17 protein-coding genes are annotated in these 16,990 nt (G+C 60.6%); 15 read left to right on the forward strand and 2 right to left on the reverse strand.

All coding sequences use genetic code 11. The features are described 5' to 3' along the window. Nucleotides 1–263: 263 nt before the first annotated feature. Genes QZ298_RS06100 through QZ298_RS06110 form a run of 3 tightly spaced genes read left to right on the forward strand, consistent with a single transcriptional unit; the run spans nucleotide 264 to nucleotide 1,918 of the window. Nucleotides 264–722, forward strand: a complete 459-nt coding sequence (locus QZ298_RS06100) for a DedA family protein (protein ID WP_296006744.1) — start codon at nucleotides 264–266, stop codon at nucleotides 720–722. A 4-nt stretch (nucleotides 723–726) separates the two neighbouring features. After that, nucleotides 727–1,176 (forward strand): GNAT family N-acetyltransferase, encoded by a 450-nt coding sequence (locus QZ298_RS06105; protein WP_296006747.1) that lies wholly within the window; start codon nucleotides 727–729, stop codon nucleotides 1,174–1,176. Nucleotides 1,177–1,192: 16 nt separating this feature from the next. Continuing rightward, nucleotides 1,193–1,918 carry a DUF5131 family protein gene (locus tag QZ298_RS06110; RefSeq protein ID WP_296006750.1) on the forward strand — a complete coding sequence of 242 codons (726 nt, stop codon included), beginning with the start codon at nucleotides 1,193–1,195 and terminating at the stop codon, nucleotides 1,916–1,918. A 93-nt stretch (nucleotides 1,919–2,011) separates the two neighbouring features. On the opposite strand, the gene QZ298_RS06115 is transcribed toward QZ298_RS06110, so the two are convergent. Beyond that, entirely contained in the window at nucleotides 2,012–2,533 is a 522-nt protein-coding gene (locus QZ298_RS06115; protein ID WP_296006753.1) for a ferritin, read from the reverse strand. Nucleotides 2,534–2,734: 201 nt separating this feature from the next. Between QZ298_RS06115 and QZ298_RS06120 the strand changes: the two genes are divergently transcribed. The 11 genes from QZ298_RS06120 (at nucleotide 2,735) to QZ298_RS06170 (ending at nucleotide 14,483) form a co-directional block, all read left to right on the forward strand. Beyond that, a complete protein-coding gene (locus QZ298_RS06120) occupies nucleotides 2,735–3,850 on the forward strand; it encodes a hypothetical protein (RefSeq protein ID WP_296006756.1) in 1,116 nt (371 codons plus the stop codon). Between the two features lie 67 nt (nucleotides 3,851–3,917). Continuing rightward, nucleotides 3,918–5,327: a 23S rRNA (uracil(1939)-C(5))-methyltransferase RlmD gene (rlmD, locus tag QZ298_RS06125; RefSeq protein WP_296006759.1), complete on the forward strand. Its 1,410-nt coding sequence runs from the start codon at nucleotides 3,918–3,920 to the stop codon at nucleotides 5,325–5,327. Nucleotides 5,328–5,421: 94 nt separating this feature from the next. Then, nucleotides 5,422–6,117: an SIMPL domain-containing protein gene (locus QZ298_RS06130; protein ID WP_296006762.1), complete on the forward strand. Its 696-nt coding sequence runs from the start codon at nucleotides 5,422–5,424 to the stop codon at nucleotides 6,115–6,117. A gap of 369 nt (nucleotides 6,118–6,486) precedes the next feature. Continuing rightward, on the forward strand, nucleotides 6,487–6,942 hold the full coding sequence (locus tag QZ298_RS06135; RefSeq protein ID WP_296006765.1) for a cytidine deaminase: 456 nt from the start codon (nucleotides 6,487–6,489) through the stop codon (nucleotides 6,940–6,942). Nucleotides 6,943–6,946: 4 nt separating this feature from the next. Further along, nucleotides 6,947–7,648 (forward strand): RluA family pseudouridine synthase, encoded by a 702-nt coding sequence (locus QZ298_RS06140; protein ID WP_296006768.1) that lies wholly within the window; start codon nucleotides 6,947–6,949, stop codon nucleotides 7,646–7,648. After that, nucleotides 7,636–8,088: a D-aminoacyl-tRNA deacylase gene (gene dtd / locus QZ298_RS06145; RefSeq protein ID WP_296006771.1), complete on the forward strand. Its 453-nt coding sequence runs from the start codon at nucleotides 7,636–7,638 to the stop codon at nucleotides 8,086–8,088. Before QZ298_RS06140 ends, dtd begins: the two co-directional genes overlap by 13 nt. Nucleotides 8,089–8,114: 26 nt before the next feature. Next, a complete protein-coding gene (locus QZ298_RS06150; protein ID WP_296006774.1) occupies nucleotides 8,115–9,383 on the forward strand; it encodes a DNA/RNA non-specific endonuclease in 1,269 nt (422 codons plus the stop codon). 105 nt (nucleotides 9,384–9,488) lie between these two features. Continuing rightward, on the forward strand, nucleotides 9,489–10,463 hold the full coding sequence (locus QZ298_RS06155) for a TIGR01212 family radical SAM protein (RefSeq protein WP_296007124.1): 975 nt from the start codon (nucleotides 9,489–9,491) through the stop codon (nucleotides 10,461–10,463). Nucleotides 10,464–10,615: 152 nt separating this feature from the next. After that, nucleotides 10,616–11,518: a YitT family protein gene (locus QZ298_RS06160; RefSeq protein WP_296006777.1), complete on the forward strand. Its 903-nt coding sequence runs from the start codon at nucleotides 10,616–10,618 to the stop codon at nucleotides 11,516–11,518. Next, a complete protein-coding gene (gene priA / locus QZ298_RS06165; RefSeq protein WP_296006780.1) occupies nucleotides 11,519–13,777 on the forward strand; it encodes a primosomal protein N' in 2,259 nt (752 codons plus the stop codon). After that, nucleotides 13,761–14,483, forward strand: a complete 723-nt coding sequence (locus QZ298_RS06170; protein WP_296006783.1) for a ComF family protein — start codon at nucleotides 13,761–13,763, stop codon at nucleotides 14,481–14,483. The genes priA and QZ298_RS06170 overlap by 17 nt, the downstream gene beginning before the upstream one ends. Nucleotides 14,484–14,562: 79 nt before the next feature. On the opposite strand, the gene QZ298_RS06175 is transcribed toward QZ298_RS06170, so the two are convergent. Further along, nucleotides 14,563–15,069: a hypothetical protein gene (locus tag QZ298_RS06175; RefSeq protein ID WP_296006786.1), complete on the reverse strand. Its 507-nt coding sequence runs from the start codon at nucleotides 15,067–15,069 to the stop codon at nucleotides 14,563–14,565. Between the two features lie 356 nt (nucleotides 15,070–15,425). On the opposite strand from QZ298_RS06175, the gene dnaB reads away from it, so the two are divergent. Continuing rightward, the gene (gene dnaB, locus QZ298_RS06180) at nucleotides 15,426–16,982 is read left to right on the forward strand and encodes a replicative DNA helicase (RefSeq protein WP_296006788.1); all 1,557 of its coding nucleotides are present in this window, start codon (nucleotides 15,426–15,428) and stop codon (nucleotides 16,980–16,982) included. Nucleotides 16,983–16,990 lie beyond the last annotated feature (8 nt).

The following is a 16,990-nucleotide window of genomic DNA, read 5'->3' on the forward strand; positions in this document are numbered from 1 at the left end:
CGTCTTCCGGTGTCTCGGTCGGGCATGGAAGATGCGGATGACGCCTCAAAGATACGAATAAGCGAGGGCAGAAGCAAGCGTTAGCTTGATTCTGTTGAGCGGGAGTATCTTCGGTGTAACCAAAGATACAAAGACATACGGTTCGGGTTCCGAATTTATTGTGCAAATGTGTGGCCGTTTTTTGTTTTCGGGCCGATGGGATTTCGGGTAAAAAAAGTAATTTTGCTGGACGATGCCTTGCTGCCGGGGTGTCCGCTGCAAATATGGAAGTCGTTTTGCAAATATTGGTCGACTGGGGTTATTGGGGCCTTTTTCTCTCGGCGTTCATCGCCGGAAGTATTTTGCCGTTCAGTTCCGAGGCCGTCATGGCCGTGTTGCTCGGCATGGGGGCCGACCCGGCAGGATGCCTGGCCGCCGCTTCGGCAGGCAATACGCTCGGGGGCATGACTTGTTATTGGATCGGCACGCTGGGCCGTTGGGAGTGGATCGCCAAGTTGGGCGTCGGCCCCCGGCAGCTGGCCCGGGCACGGAAGTTTCTGGCCGGACGGGGCGCCGCGATGGGCTTTTTCGGCTTTCTTCCCGTGATCGGCGAGGCGATCGCTATCGTTCTGGGTCTCATGCGCAGCAATCCGTGGGTCACGGGCGGCGCGATGCTCGTCGGCAAGGCCCTGCGCTATGCTTTGATCCTGCTCTCCTACGAGGGGATCGTTTCGTTGTTTTGAGCCTATGGAAACTGCAATCTTCAAGACCGACACCCCGCCGTGGGAGCTGCTTCTGCTGGGCGACGAATCGCCCGAATCGGTGGCTGACTACATCGACCGCGGCGATTGCTACGTGGCCGTCGCCGAGGGGCGCACCGTGGGCGTCTGCATGCTCGTGCGCACCCATCCGTTCACGGTCGAGATCGTCAATCTGGCGGTCGACCCCGCTTTCCAGCGCCGCGGGATCGGCTCCGATCTGATTTTCCATGCGCTGCGCGTGGCCCGGGAGGCGGGGCATCGCCGCATCGAAATAGCTACGGGCAACGTCGAAAACGGCCCGCTGCACCTCTATCGGTCGTTCGGGTTCGAACCCGTGGAGGTCGAGCGCGACTACTTCCCGAAACATTATCCGGTTCCTATTGTCGAGGCCGGCGAAGAATGCCGTGATCTGGTGCGGCTGAGAATGGAGTTGTAATCTTTACCGATCCGTTATGTCCGTATCGTGGAACCCGTGGCACGGCTGCTTCAAGATCAGCGAGGGGTGTCGCCATTGTTATGTCTACCGGCAGGATGAACAGCATGCGCTGGACAGCACCCAGGCCCGTAAAACCGCCGCGTTCGATCTGCCCGTGCGCCGCAGGCGCGACGGCCGGTTCAAGATTCCCGGCGGCGAAATGGTCTATGCGTGTTTCACGTCGGATTTTTTGCTGGAGGATGCCGACGCTTGGCGTCCTGCGGCTTGGGAGATGATGCGGCTGCGTCACGACCTGCGGTTCATGTTTTTTACCAAGCGGATCGAGCGGCTCCGCGACGCGCTGCCGCCGGACTGGGGTGCGGGATATGAAAACGTCATCATCGGCTGTACGGTGGAGAACCAGGCCGAGGCCGAGCGGCGCTTGCCCTTGTTTTTCGATACCCCGATCCGCCATCGGATAATCGTGTGCGCTCCGCTGCTCGGGCCGTTGGAGTTGACGCCCTGGCTCTCGCCGGCGGTCGGAGAGGTCTCCGTGGGCGGCGAGTCGGGGCCTCAAGCTCGCGTGTGCGATTACGATTGGGTGCTTTCGCTCCGGCGGCAGTGCGTCGATGCCGACATCCCGTTCCGCTACCACCAGACCGGGGCGCGGCTGCTGAAAGAGGGGTCTCTCTACCGCATCCGCCGCGAATACCAGCATGCGCAGGCCCGGCAGGCGGGAATCGATTATAAAATAGAAAGGTAAGGAGCCTGTAAATTCATCGTATCCGGATTCTCCATCAAAAACGTCCGACCTTTCGAAGGCCGGACGGTAATGCGGGAGGAAAGTCTCCGGGACTTATTCTGCCGTTGCCAGCGGCGAGGGCTGTGCGTAGACGCGGGTCGCCAGTTCCTTGTCGAGCGTGTAAAGGCCGAACTTGTTGCCTTCGACGGCTTCGAACGATTGGATCATGCCGCGGGCGTTCTCTTCTTCCTCGATCTGCTCGTCGATGAACCATACGAGTTTGTTCGACGAGGCGAAGTCTTTCTCTTCGGCGGCTATGGCGGCCAAGTTGTGGATCATCGCAGTGACTTTCTTTTCATGCTCCAGCGTCTGCTTGAACATCTCCAGCGGCGAGGCCCACGTGGCGGGCACTTCGGCGATAGGCAGCAGCGTGACCTCGGCGTCGCGCGAAAGGAGGTAGTTCATGAAGATGCGGGCGTGATCCTGTTCTTCGCGGAACTGGATGTAGAACCAGTTGGCCACGCCTTTCAGCCCCTTGTTCTCGGCGTCGAGCGACATCGAAAGGTAGAGGTAGGCCGACCAGAATTCGGCGTTGATCTGTGCGTTGATCGCCTCGTGCAGTTTTTTGCTTAACATAGGAATATTTTTTAGAGTTACTATTCGGCAGCGGGTCGGGCGGAGCCGTTGTCGGATCGCCCGTTTCCGGATGCGAAGGTACTAAAAATTTCGTTGGGTGTTCGGTTTATTTCGTAATCAGGCGATATTGCTTTTCTTTTGCTTCGTGTTTTTTTGCGGATTATGCCTATCTTTGACTCCGCAAACCGTATCGATTTTGCCATGAAGCGTTTTTGGGTGTTGCTCTTTGCTGCGGCGGCTTTCGCAAGTTGTTCGCTTTTGAAGGTCTCGGTCTCGTCGGGCGATCCGCTGCCCCGGCGCGATGCCGAAACCCGGTTGCTGACCCGCGGGTTCTACTACGATTTTTCGTCGGAGGTGGCCCGTGCGGCCGATTCGATCGTCGAGGCGGCGCCCGAGTTGGCAACCCGTCTGGCGGCCGTGAGATGGAAGATCCGTGCTACCCGCGCAGGCGTTTCGGCCGCCATGCAGAGCATTCCCGATGTGGCGCTGGCCGACATGTGGATTCTCTGCCGGAGGATGGACGAGGGGTTCGCTGCGATGCCCGATTCGTTGCTTTTCGGGGCGCAGAGCGATCTGGCGCGTGCCACGGCGGCGCGGCTCGACGGACGCATCGGGCGGCTGGCCCGGCAGGCGCTGACCGGGGAGCGCTACGAGTTGATGGTGCGGTTCGTCGAGCGGTTCGTCCGGGAGCATCCCCTCGCCGAGCAGGGCGTCGAGCCGGCCAACACCACGCTTGCGTGGATCGAGTTCCTGCGCGAGCAGGGCGTCGAGGCGGATCATACGACCGGCACCATCGCCGAGGTAATCGCCGATATCAACGACCGGTTGAGCGGTCAGACCCACCAGTTGGCCAACAGCGTCGGCTGGTCGAAAGAGATGTTGGAGATGGAGTTGCGGCAGGACAGCCTGCACGTGCAGCTGGGGGCGCAGCTCGATTCGTTGGAGCGCGACTTCGGCCGTCTGGTGCTCGTGGCCGAGCATCTGCCCGAGATTTCGGATCGCATCATGATGGGGCTGAACAGCGAGGTGGCGCAGTTGGTCGACACGATGAATGCGTTGGTCGACAATGCGTTCGTCGACTTCGGGCGTCAGCGCGAGGCCTTGCAAGGTTACGTCACGCAGGAGCGCCAGGCTTTGGTGGGGCAGTTGCGCCGCACGGCCGAGGAGTTGTTGGCTTCGACGATGGATGCCGTGCCGGGGATCGTCGGCCGGGTATTGTTGTACGTTGTCTTGGCATTGGTCGTGTTGGTCGGCGGGCCGTTCGCGCTGGGTTTCTGGCTGGGCGGCGTTAGGCAGAAGTTGAAAACGAAAAATTGAGAATCGAACGGAGGTTCGGAAGCGCCCGCTTTTTGTCGCTGCGGGTCGTCATTTTATCTTAAATGCTATGGCACGAAAAAAAGCGAATTACCCTTTGATCGAAGGGCTTCAAATAACGACCCTTGCTGCCGAGGGCAAGGCCATGGGGCGTTGGAACGAGCAGGTGGTTTTCGTCCCGATGACCGTTCCGGGCGACGTGGTCGACGTGCAGATCCGTCTTAAACGCCGTCGGTTCATGGAAGGATATGTAGTCCGTTACGTAAAGAAGTCGCCGTTGCGGGCCGAGCCTTTCTGCCAGCACTTCGGGGTCTGCGGCGGTTGCAAGTGGCAGAACCTGCCCTACGAGGAGCAGCTGCGTTTCAAGACCGGTCAGGTGCGCGACCAGCTCGCGCGCATCGGCAAGGTCGAGCTTCCCGAAATAGCCCCGTGTCTGGGGTCGGAGCATACGCAGTTTTACCGCAACAAGTTGGAGTTCACTTTCGCCGACCGGCGTTGGCTGACGCACGAGGAGGTGGCGGCCGGCGGCGACATCGAGGCCGAACCCGCCGCAGGATTCCACATCCCCTCGATGTTCGACAAGGTGCTGGACATCCGCAAATGCTGGTTGCAGCCCGAGCCGTCGAACGCTGTCCGGCTCGAAACCAAGCGTTTCTGCCTGGAGCACGGCTATACATTCCACAATGCCCGGACGCATGAAGGGTTGATGCGCAACCTGATCGTGCGTACCGCTTCGACGGGCGAAGCGATGGTCATCGTGGTGTTCGGCGCCGACGACCGGCCGAAGATCGAGGCGCTGCTGGATCATCTGGCCGCCGAATTTCCGCAAATCACGTCGCTTTTCTATGTCGTCAACACCAAATTCAACGATTCGACGGGCGACCTCGATGCGGTGTGCTACCGCGGCAAGGATCATATCGTCGAACAGATGGAGGGTCTGCGTTTCAAGGTCGGCCCCAAGTCGTTCTACCAGACCAATTCGGCCCAGGCCTACGAACTCTACAAGGTGGCGCGGACGTTCGCTGCGCTGAAGCCCGACGACGTGCTCTACGACCTCTACACCGGCACAGGCACCATCGCCAACTTCTGTGCGCGCTATTGTCGCCGCGTGGTGGGGATCGAGTATGTGCCCGAGGCCATCGAGGATGCGAAGATCAATTCGGCGATCAACGGCATCGAAAATACGGCGTTTTATGCGGGCGACATGAAAGAGGTGCTCGACGATGCGTTCGTCGAGGCCAACGGACGGCCCGACGTCATCATTCTCGATCCGCCGCGTGCCGGGGTCGACGAGCCGGTCATCGGCGTCATCCTGCGGGCCGCGCCCGAGCGGATCGTCTACGTGAGCTGCAACCCCGCCACGCAGGCCCGCGATCTGGCTTTGCTGGACGGCGCCTATCGCATCGAGGCCGTGCAGCCGGTGGACATGTTCCCCCACACGCATCATGTCGAAAACGTGGTAAAATTGGTGCGCCGTTAGGGCATGCGTATAAATTTCGAGGGCGCCGACGTACTAAATCGGCCTTTGCGGCGTTTATTTTGCAGCGTTAGCAGAAACATAAAACCGAGAGATCATGAAAAAGTTCGTTTTGTTCGCCGCCGCGCTCTTTGCCGCGGCCGCTTCGATGGCTCAGAGCACCGAAGCCTATCCCAGTTATATTCAGGTCAACGGCCGTGCCGAAAAGGAGGTCGTGCCCGATGAGTTCTACCTCTCGATCGTCATCAACGAGCGCGATTCGAAAGGCAAACTTTCGGTCGAGAGCCAGCAGCGCGACATGATCGCGGCGCTTCGCCGCCAGGGCATCGACGTGGAGAAGCAGCTCAAGGTGGCCAACCTGTCGAGCGAATTCTTCAAGAAGAAGAGTTCGGTGGCGACCGCCAAATACCAGTTGCAGCTCGGTTCGGCTGCCGAGGTGTCGAAAGTATGGCAGGCGCTCGACAACCTGGGCATCTCGAACGTCTCGATTCTCAAGGTGTCGCATTCGCGCATCGACGCCCTCAAGGAGGAGGTGCGCGTCGAAGCCATCCGCAATGCGCAGCAGAGCGCCCGTACGTTGGCCGAGGCGATCGGCCAGCGCATCGGCAAGTGCTTCTACATCTGGGATTCGAATAACGACATCTTGCCCGCATATTACAACAACGGGCTGACCATGCGCAGCATGAAGATGATGGATACCGCGGCTGCCGAGGGCGCCGCCGAGGAGGAGCCGCTCGACTTCAAGACCATCAAGCTGCAATACAGCGTCCAGACCAAGTTCGTGCTCGAATAGCGCCTGTGCGCATGGCCCGGAGTCTGGAGAGGATGCCCCGGCGGTGTCCTCTTCGTCGTTGCAGGGCCGGAATACAGGGCGCAGGGCCGGAATACAGGGCGCAGGATGCGGAGTGCGGAAGGCTGGTTGCAGAGTGCTGGTTGCAGAGTGCCGGTTGCAGAGTGCCGGTTGCAGAGTGCTGGTTGCGGGTCGTGCAGCGGCAACTATAAGCGATATTCGGAGTTGGCGTTTCCCGACCAATGTTTTCCGGGTGATATTTTCCCACCGGCGTTTCCGGGACGGCGTTTCCCGGTGTTCCGTGCGGTTGGGCGCCGCATTTGGCGGATTCGATTTTTTTGTTGTATATTTGTTCTCTTACTTCCTTCAACTATGGAAAAGGAATATCGATTCAGTTACGAGCATTACGAGTCGCTCGAAGCGTTGCCGGAGGCCGACCGTCTGTTGGTGGAGGAGGCCCGGCGCGCCACGGCCAAGGCGCATGCTCCCTATTCGAAGTTTTGCGTGGGGGCTGCGGCCCGGCTGCGCAGCGGTCGCATCCTCTACGGCGGCAACATCGAAAGCGAGGTTTTCCCGGCCGGATTGTGCGCCGAGCGGTCGTTGCTTTTCTATGCGCAGGCCAACTATGCCGACGATCCGGTCGAGACGCTGGCCATCGCCTCGGAACCTTCCGAACGCGAGTGCTATCCCTGCGGTCAGTGCCGCCAGGTGCTGGTCGACGTGGAGCGTCGTCAGGGCAGCCCCATGCGGGTCATCATGAGCGGCAACGGCACAGCGACCGCGGTCGGATCGGCGGCCCTGTTGCTCCCCTTCACTTTCATTCTTTAGCTCCATGTTTTCGCCCGACGACATCCTCTTCGAAGACAACCATCTGTTGATCGTCAACAAGCATTGCGGCGATCTGGTGCAGCCCGATCCTTCGGGCGCAAGCGCTCTCGAAGATCAGATCAAGGCTTACATCAAGGCGCGCGACGCCAAACCCGGCGAGGTGTTCCTCGGCGTGGTGCACCGCATCGACCGTCCCGTGAGCGGGGCCGTGCTTTTCGCCAAGACGTCGAAAGCCCTCGTGCGGCTCAACGAAATGATCCGCCAGGGCAGCATCCGCAAGGTCTACTGGGCGCTTACCGAAAACCGGCCTGCGGAGGAGAGCGGCGAGCTGCGGCATTACATCCTCCGCGACGGACGCACCAATCGTTCGAAGGCTTTCGATGCGCCGCGTCCCGAGGCCAAGGAGGCTCGGTTGAAATACCGCATGGCCGGTGCCGGAACCCATTATACGCTCGTCGAGGTCGAGTTGTTGACGGGGCGCCACCACCAGATCCGCGCCCAGCTGTCGAAGATCGGGTGCCCGATCCGTGGCGACCTGAAGTACGGCGCCCGGCGCTCGTTGCCCGGAGGCGGCATCTCGCTCCACTCCCGGAGCGTAGCTTTCGAGCATCCTGTGCGCCGCGAACCCGTCGAGGTCACGGCTCCCGTTCCCGCGGGGGACAAGTTGTGGGCTTGTTTCGAAAACGTCCAGCCATGCGCCTGTTGATCCAACGGGTAAGGAGCGCCTCGGTCGACATCGACGGCAGGCGTTTCTCCGAAATCGGGGCCGGCTTGCTGGTTTTCGTCGGCGTGGGGACGGACGATACGCCCGAGGATGCCGAATACCTCGCCGGCAAGCTCGTGCGGCTGCGGATTTTCGACGACCAGGCCGGAGTGATGAACCTCGACGTGGCTCAGATCGGCGGCCAGGTGCTGGCCGTGAGCCAGTTCACGCTGCTGGCCTCCACGCGCAAGGGCAACCGTCCGTCGTATGTCAGGGCTGCGCCCGAAGCGATTTCGAAACCCTTGTACGAGTCGTTCGTGCGCCGGGTCGAAGAGTTGCTCGGGCGGAAGGTGCCGACCGGCCGTTTCGGCGCCGAGATGCAGGTGTCGCTGGTCAACGACGGCCCGGCGACCATCTGGATGGATTCGAAAAACAGAGAATAAGAAGATAGAGAACTAAATCGATTTCTATGAGGAGAATCTTTGTGTTTGCAATGTATTGTTTCGCCATGACGGTCATTGCTTGTTCCGACGAAGATCAGGTCGGCGGCGGCGACAGCCAGTGGTTCCGGCAGCCGGAGGTCACGGTCGACGGGACGAATGTCGATGTCCGGTGTCTGGCATTGGTGGGCGAAGGCGTGTTGTCGGCAGGCCGGAGCGGTTTCGTCTGCCTGCCTTCGGAGGGCGGTTCGGCTGTGGCGGTCACGGTAACCGATCCGGTGGTCGAGGGGACGATCCTGCGTTGCCGGATCACGGGCCTGACTCCTCGCACGCACTACATGATCTACGCTTACGTCGAGCTGAACGGCCAGCGGCTGATCGGTCAGCCGGCCGTTTTCGATACCGGCGAAGCCAGCGTGGAGCCGGACGATCCGGAGAATCCCGATAATCCGGAGAATCCCGATAAACCCGATCCGGACGATCCGACCCCCCCCCGGCCCGGAGCATATTCCGGTTGGCCCGAACTGCCTGTCAAGGCCTCCGGTGCCGATCTTTATTATGCGACCCACATCTGCCCCGCTTTTACGACCGCTTCGGGCGTGTTCGAGAATAACTTGCGCAGTTATACCGTATGTTACAGCAACGCCATGAAGTGCGCCATGTGGGTAGCTTATCCGATCCATGCAAGTTACAAGGGTTCCACCAAGCGTACCGACAAATGGGCGTTCGATCCCATCGTTCCCAAGTCGGTGCAGCCTTATCTGGTGTCGGGGTCTTACAAGCCCCGCGAACTCGATTATTCGCGCGGCCACATGCTCGCGTCGAACGACCGCACGGGCAGCGTCGGCATGAACGAACAGACGTTCTACGTTACCAACATGACGCCCCAGAAGCAGACCAACTTCAATTCAGGCATCTGGTCGACGCTCGAAGACCGCACTTGGAACAACGTGTGCGCCGATACGCTTTTCGTGGTAACGGGGGCTTATTTCGCCAATACCGACGTGACGTGTCTGGACAATGCCTCGCCGCAGAATACGGTTTATGTGCCGACGAATTTCTACAAGGTCATGATCCGTTCCAAAGCCGGCAATACGGGCAAGCCGCTCTACCAGCTCGATGCCGATGAGTTGCAGTGCGTGGGCTTCTGGCTCGAAAACCGGGCTTATTCCGGAACAACGCTGACGTCGGTCATGACTTCGGTCGCCGAGATCGAGACTACGACCGGCATGAAGTTCTTCGAGCATGTGCCGCAGGCTCCTAAAGCGGTTCTGGACAAGAGCGCTTGGAAGTTTTGACGCCATGACTTGCGGCTGCGGCGCGCCCCTTGTCGGCGGGCAGGCCGCCGCATGCCTGCATCGGCGCGGGCCAGGCGGAGGATCGGAAGCATGAGTTCGGACAGCATGTACGTTTGGGGCGATTCGCGGCGGTATAATTCTTATGCCGGATATTTTCGCCGGTTGTTCGGCGGGCGGGTGCAGAAGCTCTCGGTGGATGCCGGCTTCACATGTCCCAACCGCGACGGCACGATAGCCCAGGGAGGGTGTACGTTCTGCAACAACGGAGCGTTCACCCCCTCTTATTGTTGCCCTTCGAAGAGCGTCGGGCAGCAGATCGACGAGGGGATCGAGTTCCACCGGCGGCGTTACCGCGGCGCTTCGCGTTATCTGGTTTATTTCCAGTCGTTTTCCAATACCTATGCGCCGCTCGGCCGGTTGCAGACGCTCTACGGCGAAGCGTTGGCCCGCCCGGAGGTGGCCGGGATCGTCGTCGGCACGCGGCCCGACTGCGTCGATGAAGAGAAGCTGGATTATTTTGCCGAATTGGCACGCACGCATTATGTGGCCATCGAGTACGGCATCGAGTCGACCTGCGATGAGACCTTGCGCGCCGTGAACCGCGGCCACGACTTCGCCGCGGCCGAGCGGGCCGTGAGGATGACCGCCGCGCGGGGATTGCATGTCGGCGCCCATTTCATTCTGGGGCTTCCGGGCGAGAGCGACGAAATGCTGCTCGCACAGATTTCCCTCATCAATGCCCTGCCGCTGACGACGGTCAAGTTCCATCAGTTGCAGGTTTTCCGCGGTACGCCGATGGCGGCCGAGTACGACGCCGACCCCGGGCGGTTCCGTTTCTGGACGCCGGAGGCATATATCGACCTCTTTACGGAGATTCTGCGGCGCCTGCGTCCTTCGTTGGTCGTCGAGCGGTTCGCTTCCGAGGCGCCGCCGCGTTACCACTACGGCCCCAACTGGGGTCTGGTGCGCAACGAGCGGCTGTGGGCCATGCTCGAAGCAAGACTGGAGGAGCTGGATGCCTGGCAGGGCGAGCTTTATGATGCTTCGCCGTCGAAAGCGGAGTTCCGAACGGGCGGATGATCGGGCTGTGGCGGGAGCCGGAGAGCCGGGCGGCCGCAGTTTTTCGCGGGTTTCCAGGGGTTCCGGTTCATTATTCGTTTTCGAAGTGTCTCGGCAGGGTATATCTTGACGATTTTTTTTATACATTTGTCCTGACCATAATTCCTTGTGCCATGACCATTACCTTGTCGTTATCCCGCATCCTTGCCGTTGTCAAGGAATATTTTCTGATGAGTGTCGGCATGTTTCTCTATGCTTTCGGTTGGATCGGCTGCATCTTGCCCGCCGACGGCATGGGCGGCGGTGCGGCAGGTCTTTCGCTGGTGCTCTGCAAGGCTGTCAGCCAGTGTTTCGGTTGGGAGGTCAGCATCGGCGACATGGTGTTTTACATCAATGCCGTGTTGTTGTTGGTCGCTGGGTTCATCGTCGGCTGGAAGTTCGGCATCAAGACCGTCTTTTCGATCATCATGATCTCCGTGGCCATGAATTTCTGGGAGTGGTTGTTGCCCGCAGAAGGATTGTTCGTCGGCATGGAGAACATCCTGCTGGTCATTCTGGGCGGTATTTTGGCCGGCATCGGCGTGGCCGTCTGCTTCAAGCAGGGCGGTTCGACCGGCGGCGTGGACATCGTGGCGATGATCATCAACAAGTACCGTACGGTGCGCTACGGCAACATCGTCATGTGCTCCGACTTCATGATTATCGGTTCGTCGCTGCTCGTCGGTTCGACGCTCAATACCGTGGTCTATGGTTATATCCTCACGGCCGTGTTCGGTTATACGGTCGACATGATTATGTCGGGCAACCAGCAGTCCAACCAGGTGCTCATCATGAGCCACAAGTACGAGGAGATTACCAAGGCGATCCTGGAGGATGCGCATCGCGGCGTGACGCTGCTCGACGGCATGGGCGGTTATACGCACGAGCCGATGAAGGTCGTGGTCGTCGTGTGCCGCAAGCGCGAGACATCGAAGGTGCTCAAGGTCGTCAAGTCGGTCGATCCGGCCGCTTTCATGTCCATCGGCTCCGTGGCGGGCGTCTACGGCCAGGGTTTCCAGGCTCTGCCCAAGATGTAGATGGAGCGCTACGCCGACATCGTGCTGCCTTTGGCGCAGCCGGCCTATACCTTCGCTGTGCCGGAGGGGATGGCGTTGGCGGCGGGTTGCGCCGTTGCGGTGCAGTTCGGCCCGCGCAGGTTCTATGCGGGCATCGTGTGGCGCGTGCACGACCGGCGGCCCGACTTCAAGCGGATCAAGTCCGTGGAGCGGGTGCTCTACGACCGGCCCCTCCTCTCGGCCGGTCAGATCGCTTTGTGGGAGTGGATCGCTTCTTATTACATGTGTTCGCTCGGCGAGGTCATGCGTGCTGCGTTGCCCGCTTTGATGAAGCCTTCGGCCGACAGCGCCGAGTTGCTGGCCCAGGAGGAGTTTCGGCCCCGTACGGAGCGTTATGTGTCGCTGGCGCCGCAGTTGTACGACGAAAATCGTTTGCACGAGACGTTCGAGACCTTGGAGCGTCGGGCGCCCAAACAGTACGGGGCGCTGCTCGAAATCGCGTCGGCCGGTTCCGGCGGCGGACTTCCGCCCGGCGAGGTGCCGCGGCGGTTGTTGCAGGCCGATCTGACGGTGTTGCATGCGCTGGAGCGCAAAGGATACCTCCGCATCGTCGAGCACGAACGTACCGTCGAGCGGGCCGCTCCCGTTTTCCGGCTGCCCGAGTTGACCGGCCACCAGCAGGCGGCGTTCGATGAGTTGCGCCGGCAATTCGAGACCGGAACACGAACCGCCTTGTTGCATGGGGTCACTTCGTCGGGCAAGACCGAAATCTACATCCATCTTATAGCCGATGTGTTGGCGCAGGGCGGCGACGTGTTGTTGCTGGTGCCCGAAATCGCCCTTACGGCCCAGCTCGTCGAGCGCATGGAGCGCATCTTCGGCAGCCGGGTAACGGCCTACCATTCGCGCCTGACCGACCGGCAGCGGTCGGAAACCTACTTGCGGCTCAACGCTTCGCAGGGGGGCGAGTTCGTGGTGGGGGTGCGGTCGTCGATATTTCTGCCGCTCGGACGTCTTCGGTTGATTATCGTCGACGAGGAGCACGACGCCAGTTACAAGCAGGCCGAGCCGGCGCCGCGCTATAACGCCCGCGACTGCGCCGTGGTAATGGCCGGGCTGTTCGGCGGGCGGACGCTGCTGGGCAGCGCCACGCCTTCGCTCGAAACATGGCTCAACGCCGCTGGAGGCAAATATGGCCGTGCGTCGCTCACGGAGCGTTACGGCGAGGCCCGGATGCCCGAAATTCTGGTCTCCGATACGTTGCGGGCGGCCCGCCGCGGCGAGCGGCACGCCCACTTCAACAAATTGCTTCTGGATAAGATCGGCGAACGTCTCGATCGGGGCGAGCAGACGATGTTGTTCCAGAACCGGCGCGGTTTTTCGCCCTATGTCGAGTGCACGGAGTGCGGATGGACGGCCCGCTGTCCCGACTGCAACGTCACGCTGACCTACCACAAGGCCGGCGGGCGTCTGGTCTGCCACTATTGCGGCCATGCCGAGCCGGTGCCTGCGAAGTGTCCTTCGTGCAGGGTGACCGACGTCGTGCCGATGGGTTTCGGCACCGAGAAGATCGAGGAGGAGATCGTCCGTCTCTTTCCCGAGGCCCGCGTGGTGCGTCTCGATCGCGATACGGTAACTTCGCAGCGGGCGTTCAACGCCATAGTCGCCGGGTTCGCGCGCCACGAAGCCGATATTTTGGTCGGCACGCAGATGATAACCAAGGGGTTCGATTTCGAGGGCGTGTCGCTGGTCGGGATTCTCAATGCTGACAACCTGCTGAATAACCCCGACTTCCGGGCCGGCGAACGGGCTTTCCAGTTGATGATGCAGGTCGCCGGGCGCGCCGGGCGCCGGGCGCAGGGGGGCGAGGTGGTCATTCAGACCGCCGAGCCGGGACACCCCGTGATCCGGCAGGTGGCGGCGGGCGATTTCGAGGGCATGGCCCGGGCGCAGCTGGCCGACCGCGAAGCCTTCTTCTATCCGCCTTATGCCCGCCTTACGTCGCTGACGCTGCGCCATCGCGATCCGCAGTTGCTGCGGCGCGGTGCTGCGGAGCTGGCATCCCGGTTGCGCACCCGCTTCGGGCGGCGGTTGCTGGGGCCGACGCCTCCTCCCGTCGACCGCATCCGGGGCGAGTATCTCGTGGGGCTGCTGCTCAAGATTGAGAGCGGCGCCTCGTCGCTGCGGGCGCGCGGACTGTTGACCGAGGTGTTGCAGGCGTTCGCCCGGCATCCTGAGTTCCGAACCATAGTCGTGGTGCCCGATGTCGATCCTCAGTGAGTGGGCCGGCGATCTGGCGGCGCTCTTCTTTCCGCCGGTGTGCCCTGTGTGCGGCGGGCCGCTGGTCCGGGGCGAGCATGCCGTCTGCACGTTGTGCCGCGCGACCGCCCCGTTGACCGGATTCTGGGCCGAAGCCGACAATCCGGTGCTGCGCAAGTTCTGGGGTCGGGTGCCCGTGGTGCGCGCTTCGGGATTTCTGTTTTATGTGCATGGCAGCGGCTGGCGCCGGGCGATCCATGCTTTCAAGTATCGCGGTGCGTGGCGTCTGGCCCGTGCTTTGGGCGAGTGGTACGGCGCCTCCTTGTGCGGGAGCGGCCTCTATGGCGATGTCGACGTGGTGGTGCCCTTGCCGCTTCATCCGTTCAAGCGGATGTCGCGCGGCTACAACCAGGCGGAGTATATCGCCGAGGGGATCGCCGTGCAACTGGGTGTCGGGGTCGACCGGCGCAGTGTGCGCCGCAGCCGCAACACCGCCTCGCAGGCGCTCAAGCCTCGCCGCGAACGGGCGGACAACGTGGAAAACGCCTTTGCGGTGCGACACCCCGGGCGGTTGGCCGGCAAGCATGTGTTGCTGGTCGACGACGTGATGACCACGGGTTCCACCTTGATCGCCTGCATCGAAGCCGTGGTGCATGCCGTGCCCGATTGCCGGGTAAGCGTGGCGGCGCTCGCCGTATCGCGCCACGAATTGGGCGTGAAAGAGTGAAAAACACTTATTTTCCGGAGAAGACGCCGAAAAAGGGGGAAGCCGCGGATGCTTGCCCCCCCCCTGAACTTGTCTGTTTTTATCTTGCACTTATTCGTCCGCGAAATTCGCAGAGGCAGGTCTGTCCTCGTTCGTGGGTCATCCGCACGGAGCAGCGGTCGCTGCCGGTATATACCGTCACGAGCAGCTTGTACGTTGCTTTCGGGTTGGTTTCGTTGGCGATGCTCACGGTGAATTGCAGGTCGCCGTTCTTCCGGATTGCAGGAGCGCTTCGGTCGAGTACCTTATAGTCGTTTCTCAAATCGCCCAATTTGCGGAACGGCCGCTCGCGGAAGACCTCCGGCGACAACTGGAGCACGGCACCCGTTTGCGTGGTGCAGAAATAGCTGTCGTTCACGTCGAGGCTTTTGCCTTCGGGGCTGTGGATCTTGTCGATGTCGATGCGGTAATGCCCGGCTTCGACCGCATGCGTCAAGACCTCGGCGGCAGCCGTGTCGGATCGGGCTTGGACGTGCTGCTGTGCGGCGCATCCGACGGACAACAACATGGCGGAAACGAAAAGGCAGGATTTCATATAAAAAATCATAGGATTAATTTTAATATGTACAGAAAGCATCTCATTGACATTGCATTCGCAATAGTCGTCTTGGTTGTGGCAACTATGAAAAATAGACAATAAAGCAATTCTTTTTCATATCATCTATTCTTAAGTTTAGTTATTGCAATATAATGAAATAATTTATATGTAAAAATATTTTTTTACTTTTTTGGCAAGCAATATCTAAAACATGTTTTTTGTTTTTATCGACTACTTTTTTGATATGTCCGCCCGAATCGCTATTTTTGAACCCTTGAAAGCGTGGTTTTTCGACCAGCCGCAATGCGATGCCGGATCGGTTCGGATTTCGCCGGCACGAAAAGCCTCCATATGAACCCAACCCAATGGCTAAGGATTTCACCCCTTCGCGGCGCAATAGCGAAGCGTATGATGCGCTGACCGAGACGGTCGGCAGCGTGCCCCCGCAGGCGGTCGAGCTGGAGGAGGCGGTATTGGGCGCCCTGATGCTCGAAAAGGACAGCATCATCGCCGTGCAGGAGTTCGTCACTCCCGAGTCGTTCTATACCGAGGAGCACCGCTCGATCTACAAGGCGATCGAGGAGTTGTCGATGGAGCTGAAGCCCATCGACCTCTACACCGTGACCGAGCGGCTGAAGGTCAAGAAGGAGTTGAAGAAGGTCGGCGGCGCTTCCTATCTGGCGCAGCTGACCCAGAAGGTCGGTTCGGCGGCCAATGTCGAGTTCCACGCCAAGATCATCGCCCAGAAATACGTGCAGCGCGAGCTGATCCGGTCGGCCACCGAGATACAGAAGCGTTCCTACGACGAGTCGACCGACGTCACGGAGTTGATCGGTTTCGCCGAGGGCGAGATTTTCAAGGTCTCCGAGGGGCACGTCAAGCGTTCGGTGCAGTCGTCCAAGGACATCCTGGCCCGGGCGTTGATGCAGATCGAGGAGGCGTCCAAGAACACCAGCGCCTTCAACGGCGTGCCGTCGGGTTTCATGGCCATCGACCGCGTGACGTTGGGTTGGCAGTTGTCCGACCTGATTATCATCGCCGCCCGCCCGTCGATGGGTAAAACGGCGTTCGTCCTCTCGATGGCCCGCAACATGGCCGTCGATCACGAGGCCGGCGTGGCGTTCTTCTCGCTGGAAATGTCTTCCGTGCAGTTGATGATGCGTCTGATCATCGCCGAAACCGGTTTGAGCGGCAACGACGTGAAGTCGGGCCGCCTGACGCCCGAGCAGTGGCGCCACCTCGAATCGGCGACCAAACCGCTGGGTGCCGCGCCGCTCTTCATCGACGATACGCCGGCTCTTTCGGTCTTCGAGTTCCGCTCCAAGGCGCGGCGTCTGAAGATACACAACGACATCAAGATCATCATCATCGACTACCTCCAGCTCATGACCGGCAACCAGGATTCGAAAGGCAACCGCGAGCAGGAGGTGGCTTTCATTTCGCGTACGCTCAAGGCCATCGCCAAGGAGCTGAACGTGCCGATCATCGCGCTTTCGCAGTTGAGCCGCGCCACCGAAATGCGCGGCGGCTCGAAGCGCCCGCAGCTTTCCGATCTGCGCGAGTCGGGCGCCATCGAGCAGGACGCCGATATCGTGGCGTTCATCCACCGCCCCGAATACTACGGCATCAACCAGGACGAAAACGGCATGCCGACGGCCGGTCTGGCCGAGATCATCATAGCCAAGCACCGTAACGGCGCCGTGTGCGACGTCAACCTGCGCTTCCTCAAGGAGCAGGCCCGCTTCGCCGACATGGACGACACGTTGCTGCCGCCTTCGCAGGCGCTCGACAGCCAGCAGGCTTACGACGACTATGCCAGCGGATTGAACGGCAGCCTGGTGTCGGACGGCCTGGCCTCGGCTTCGGGCGGCGGAGAGTTCGACTTGACCCCGCCGTCGTTGAGCGACGAGGTGCCTTTTTAACCTTTATC

Source organism: uncultured Alistipes sp. (assembly GCF_910580175.1).
Lineage (GTDB): Bacteria > Bacteroidota > Bacteroidia > Bacteroidales > Rikenellaceae > Alistipes.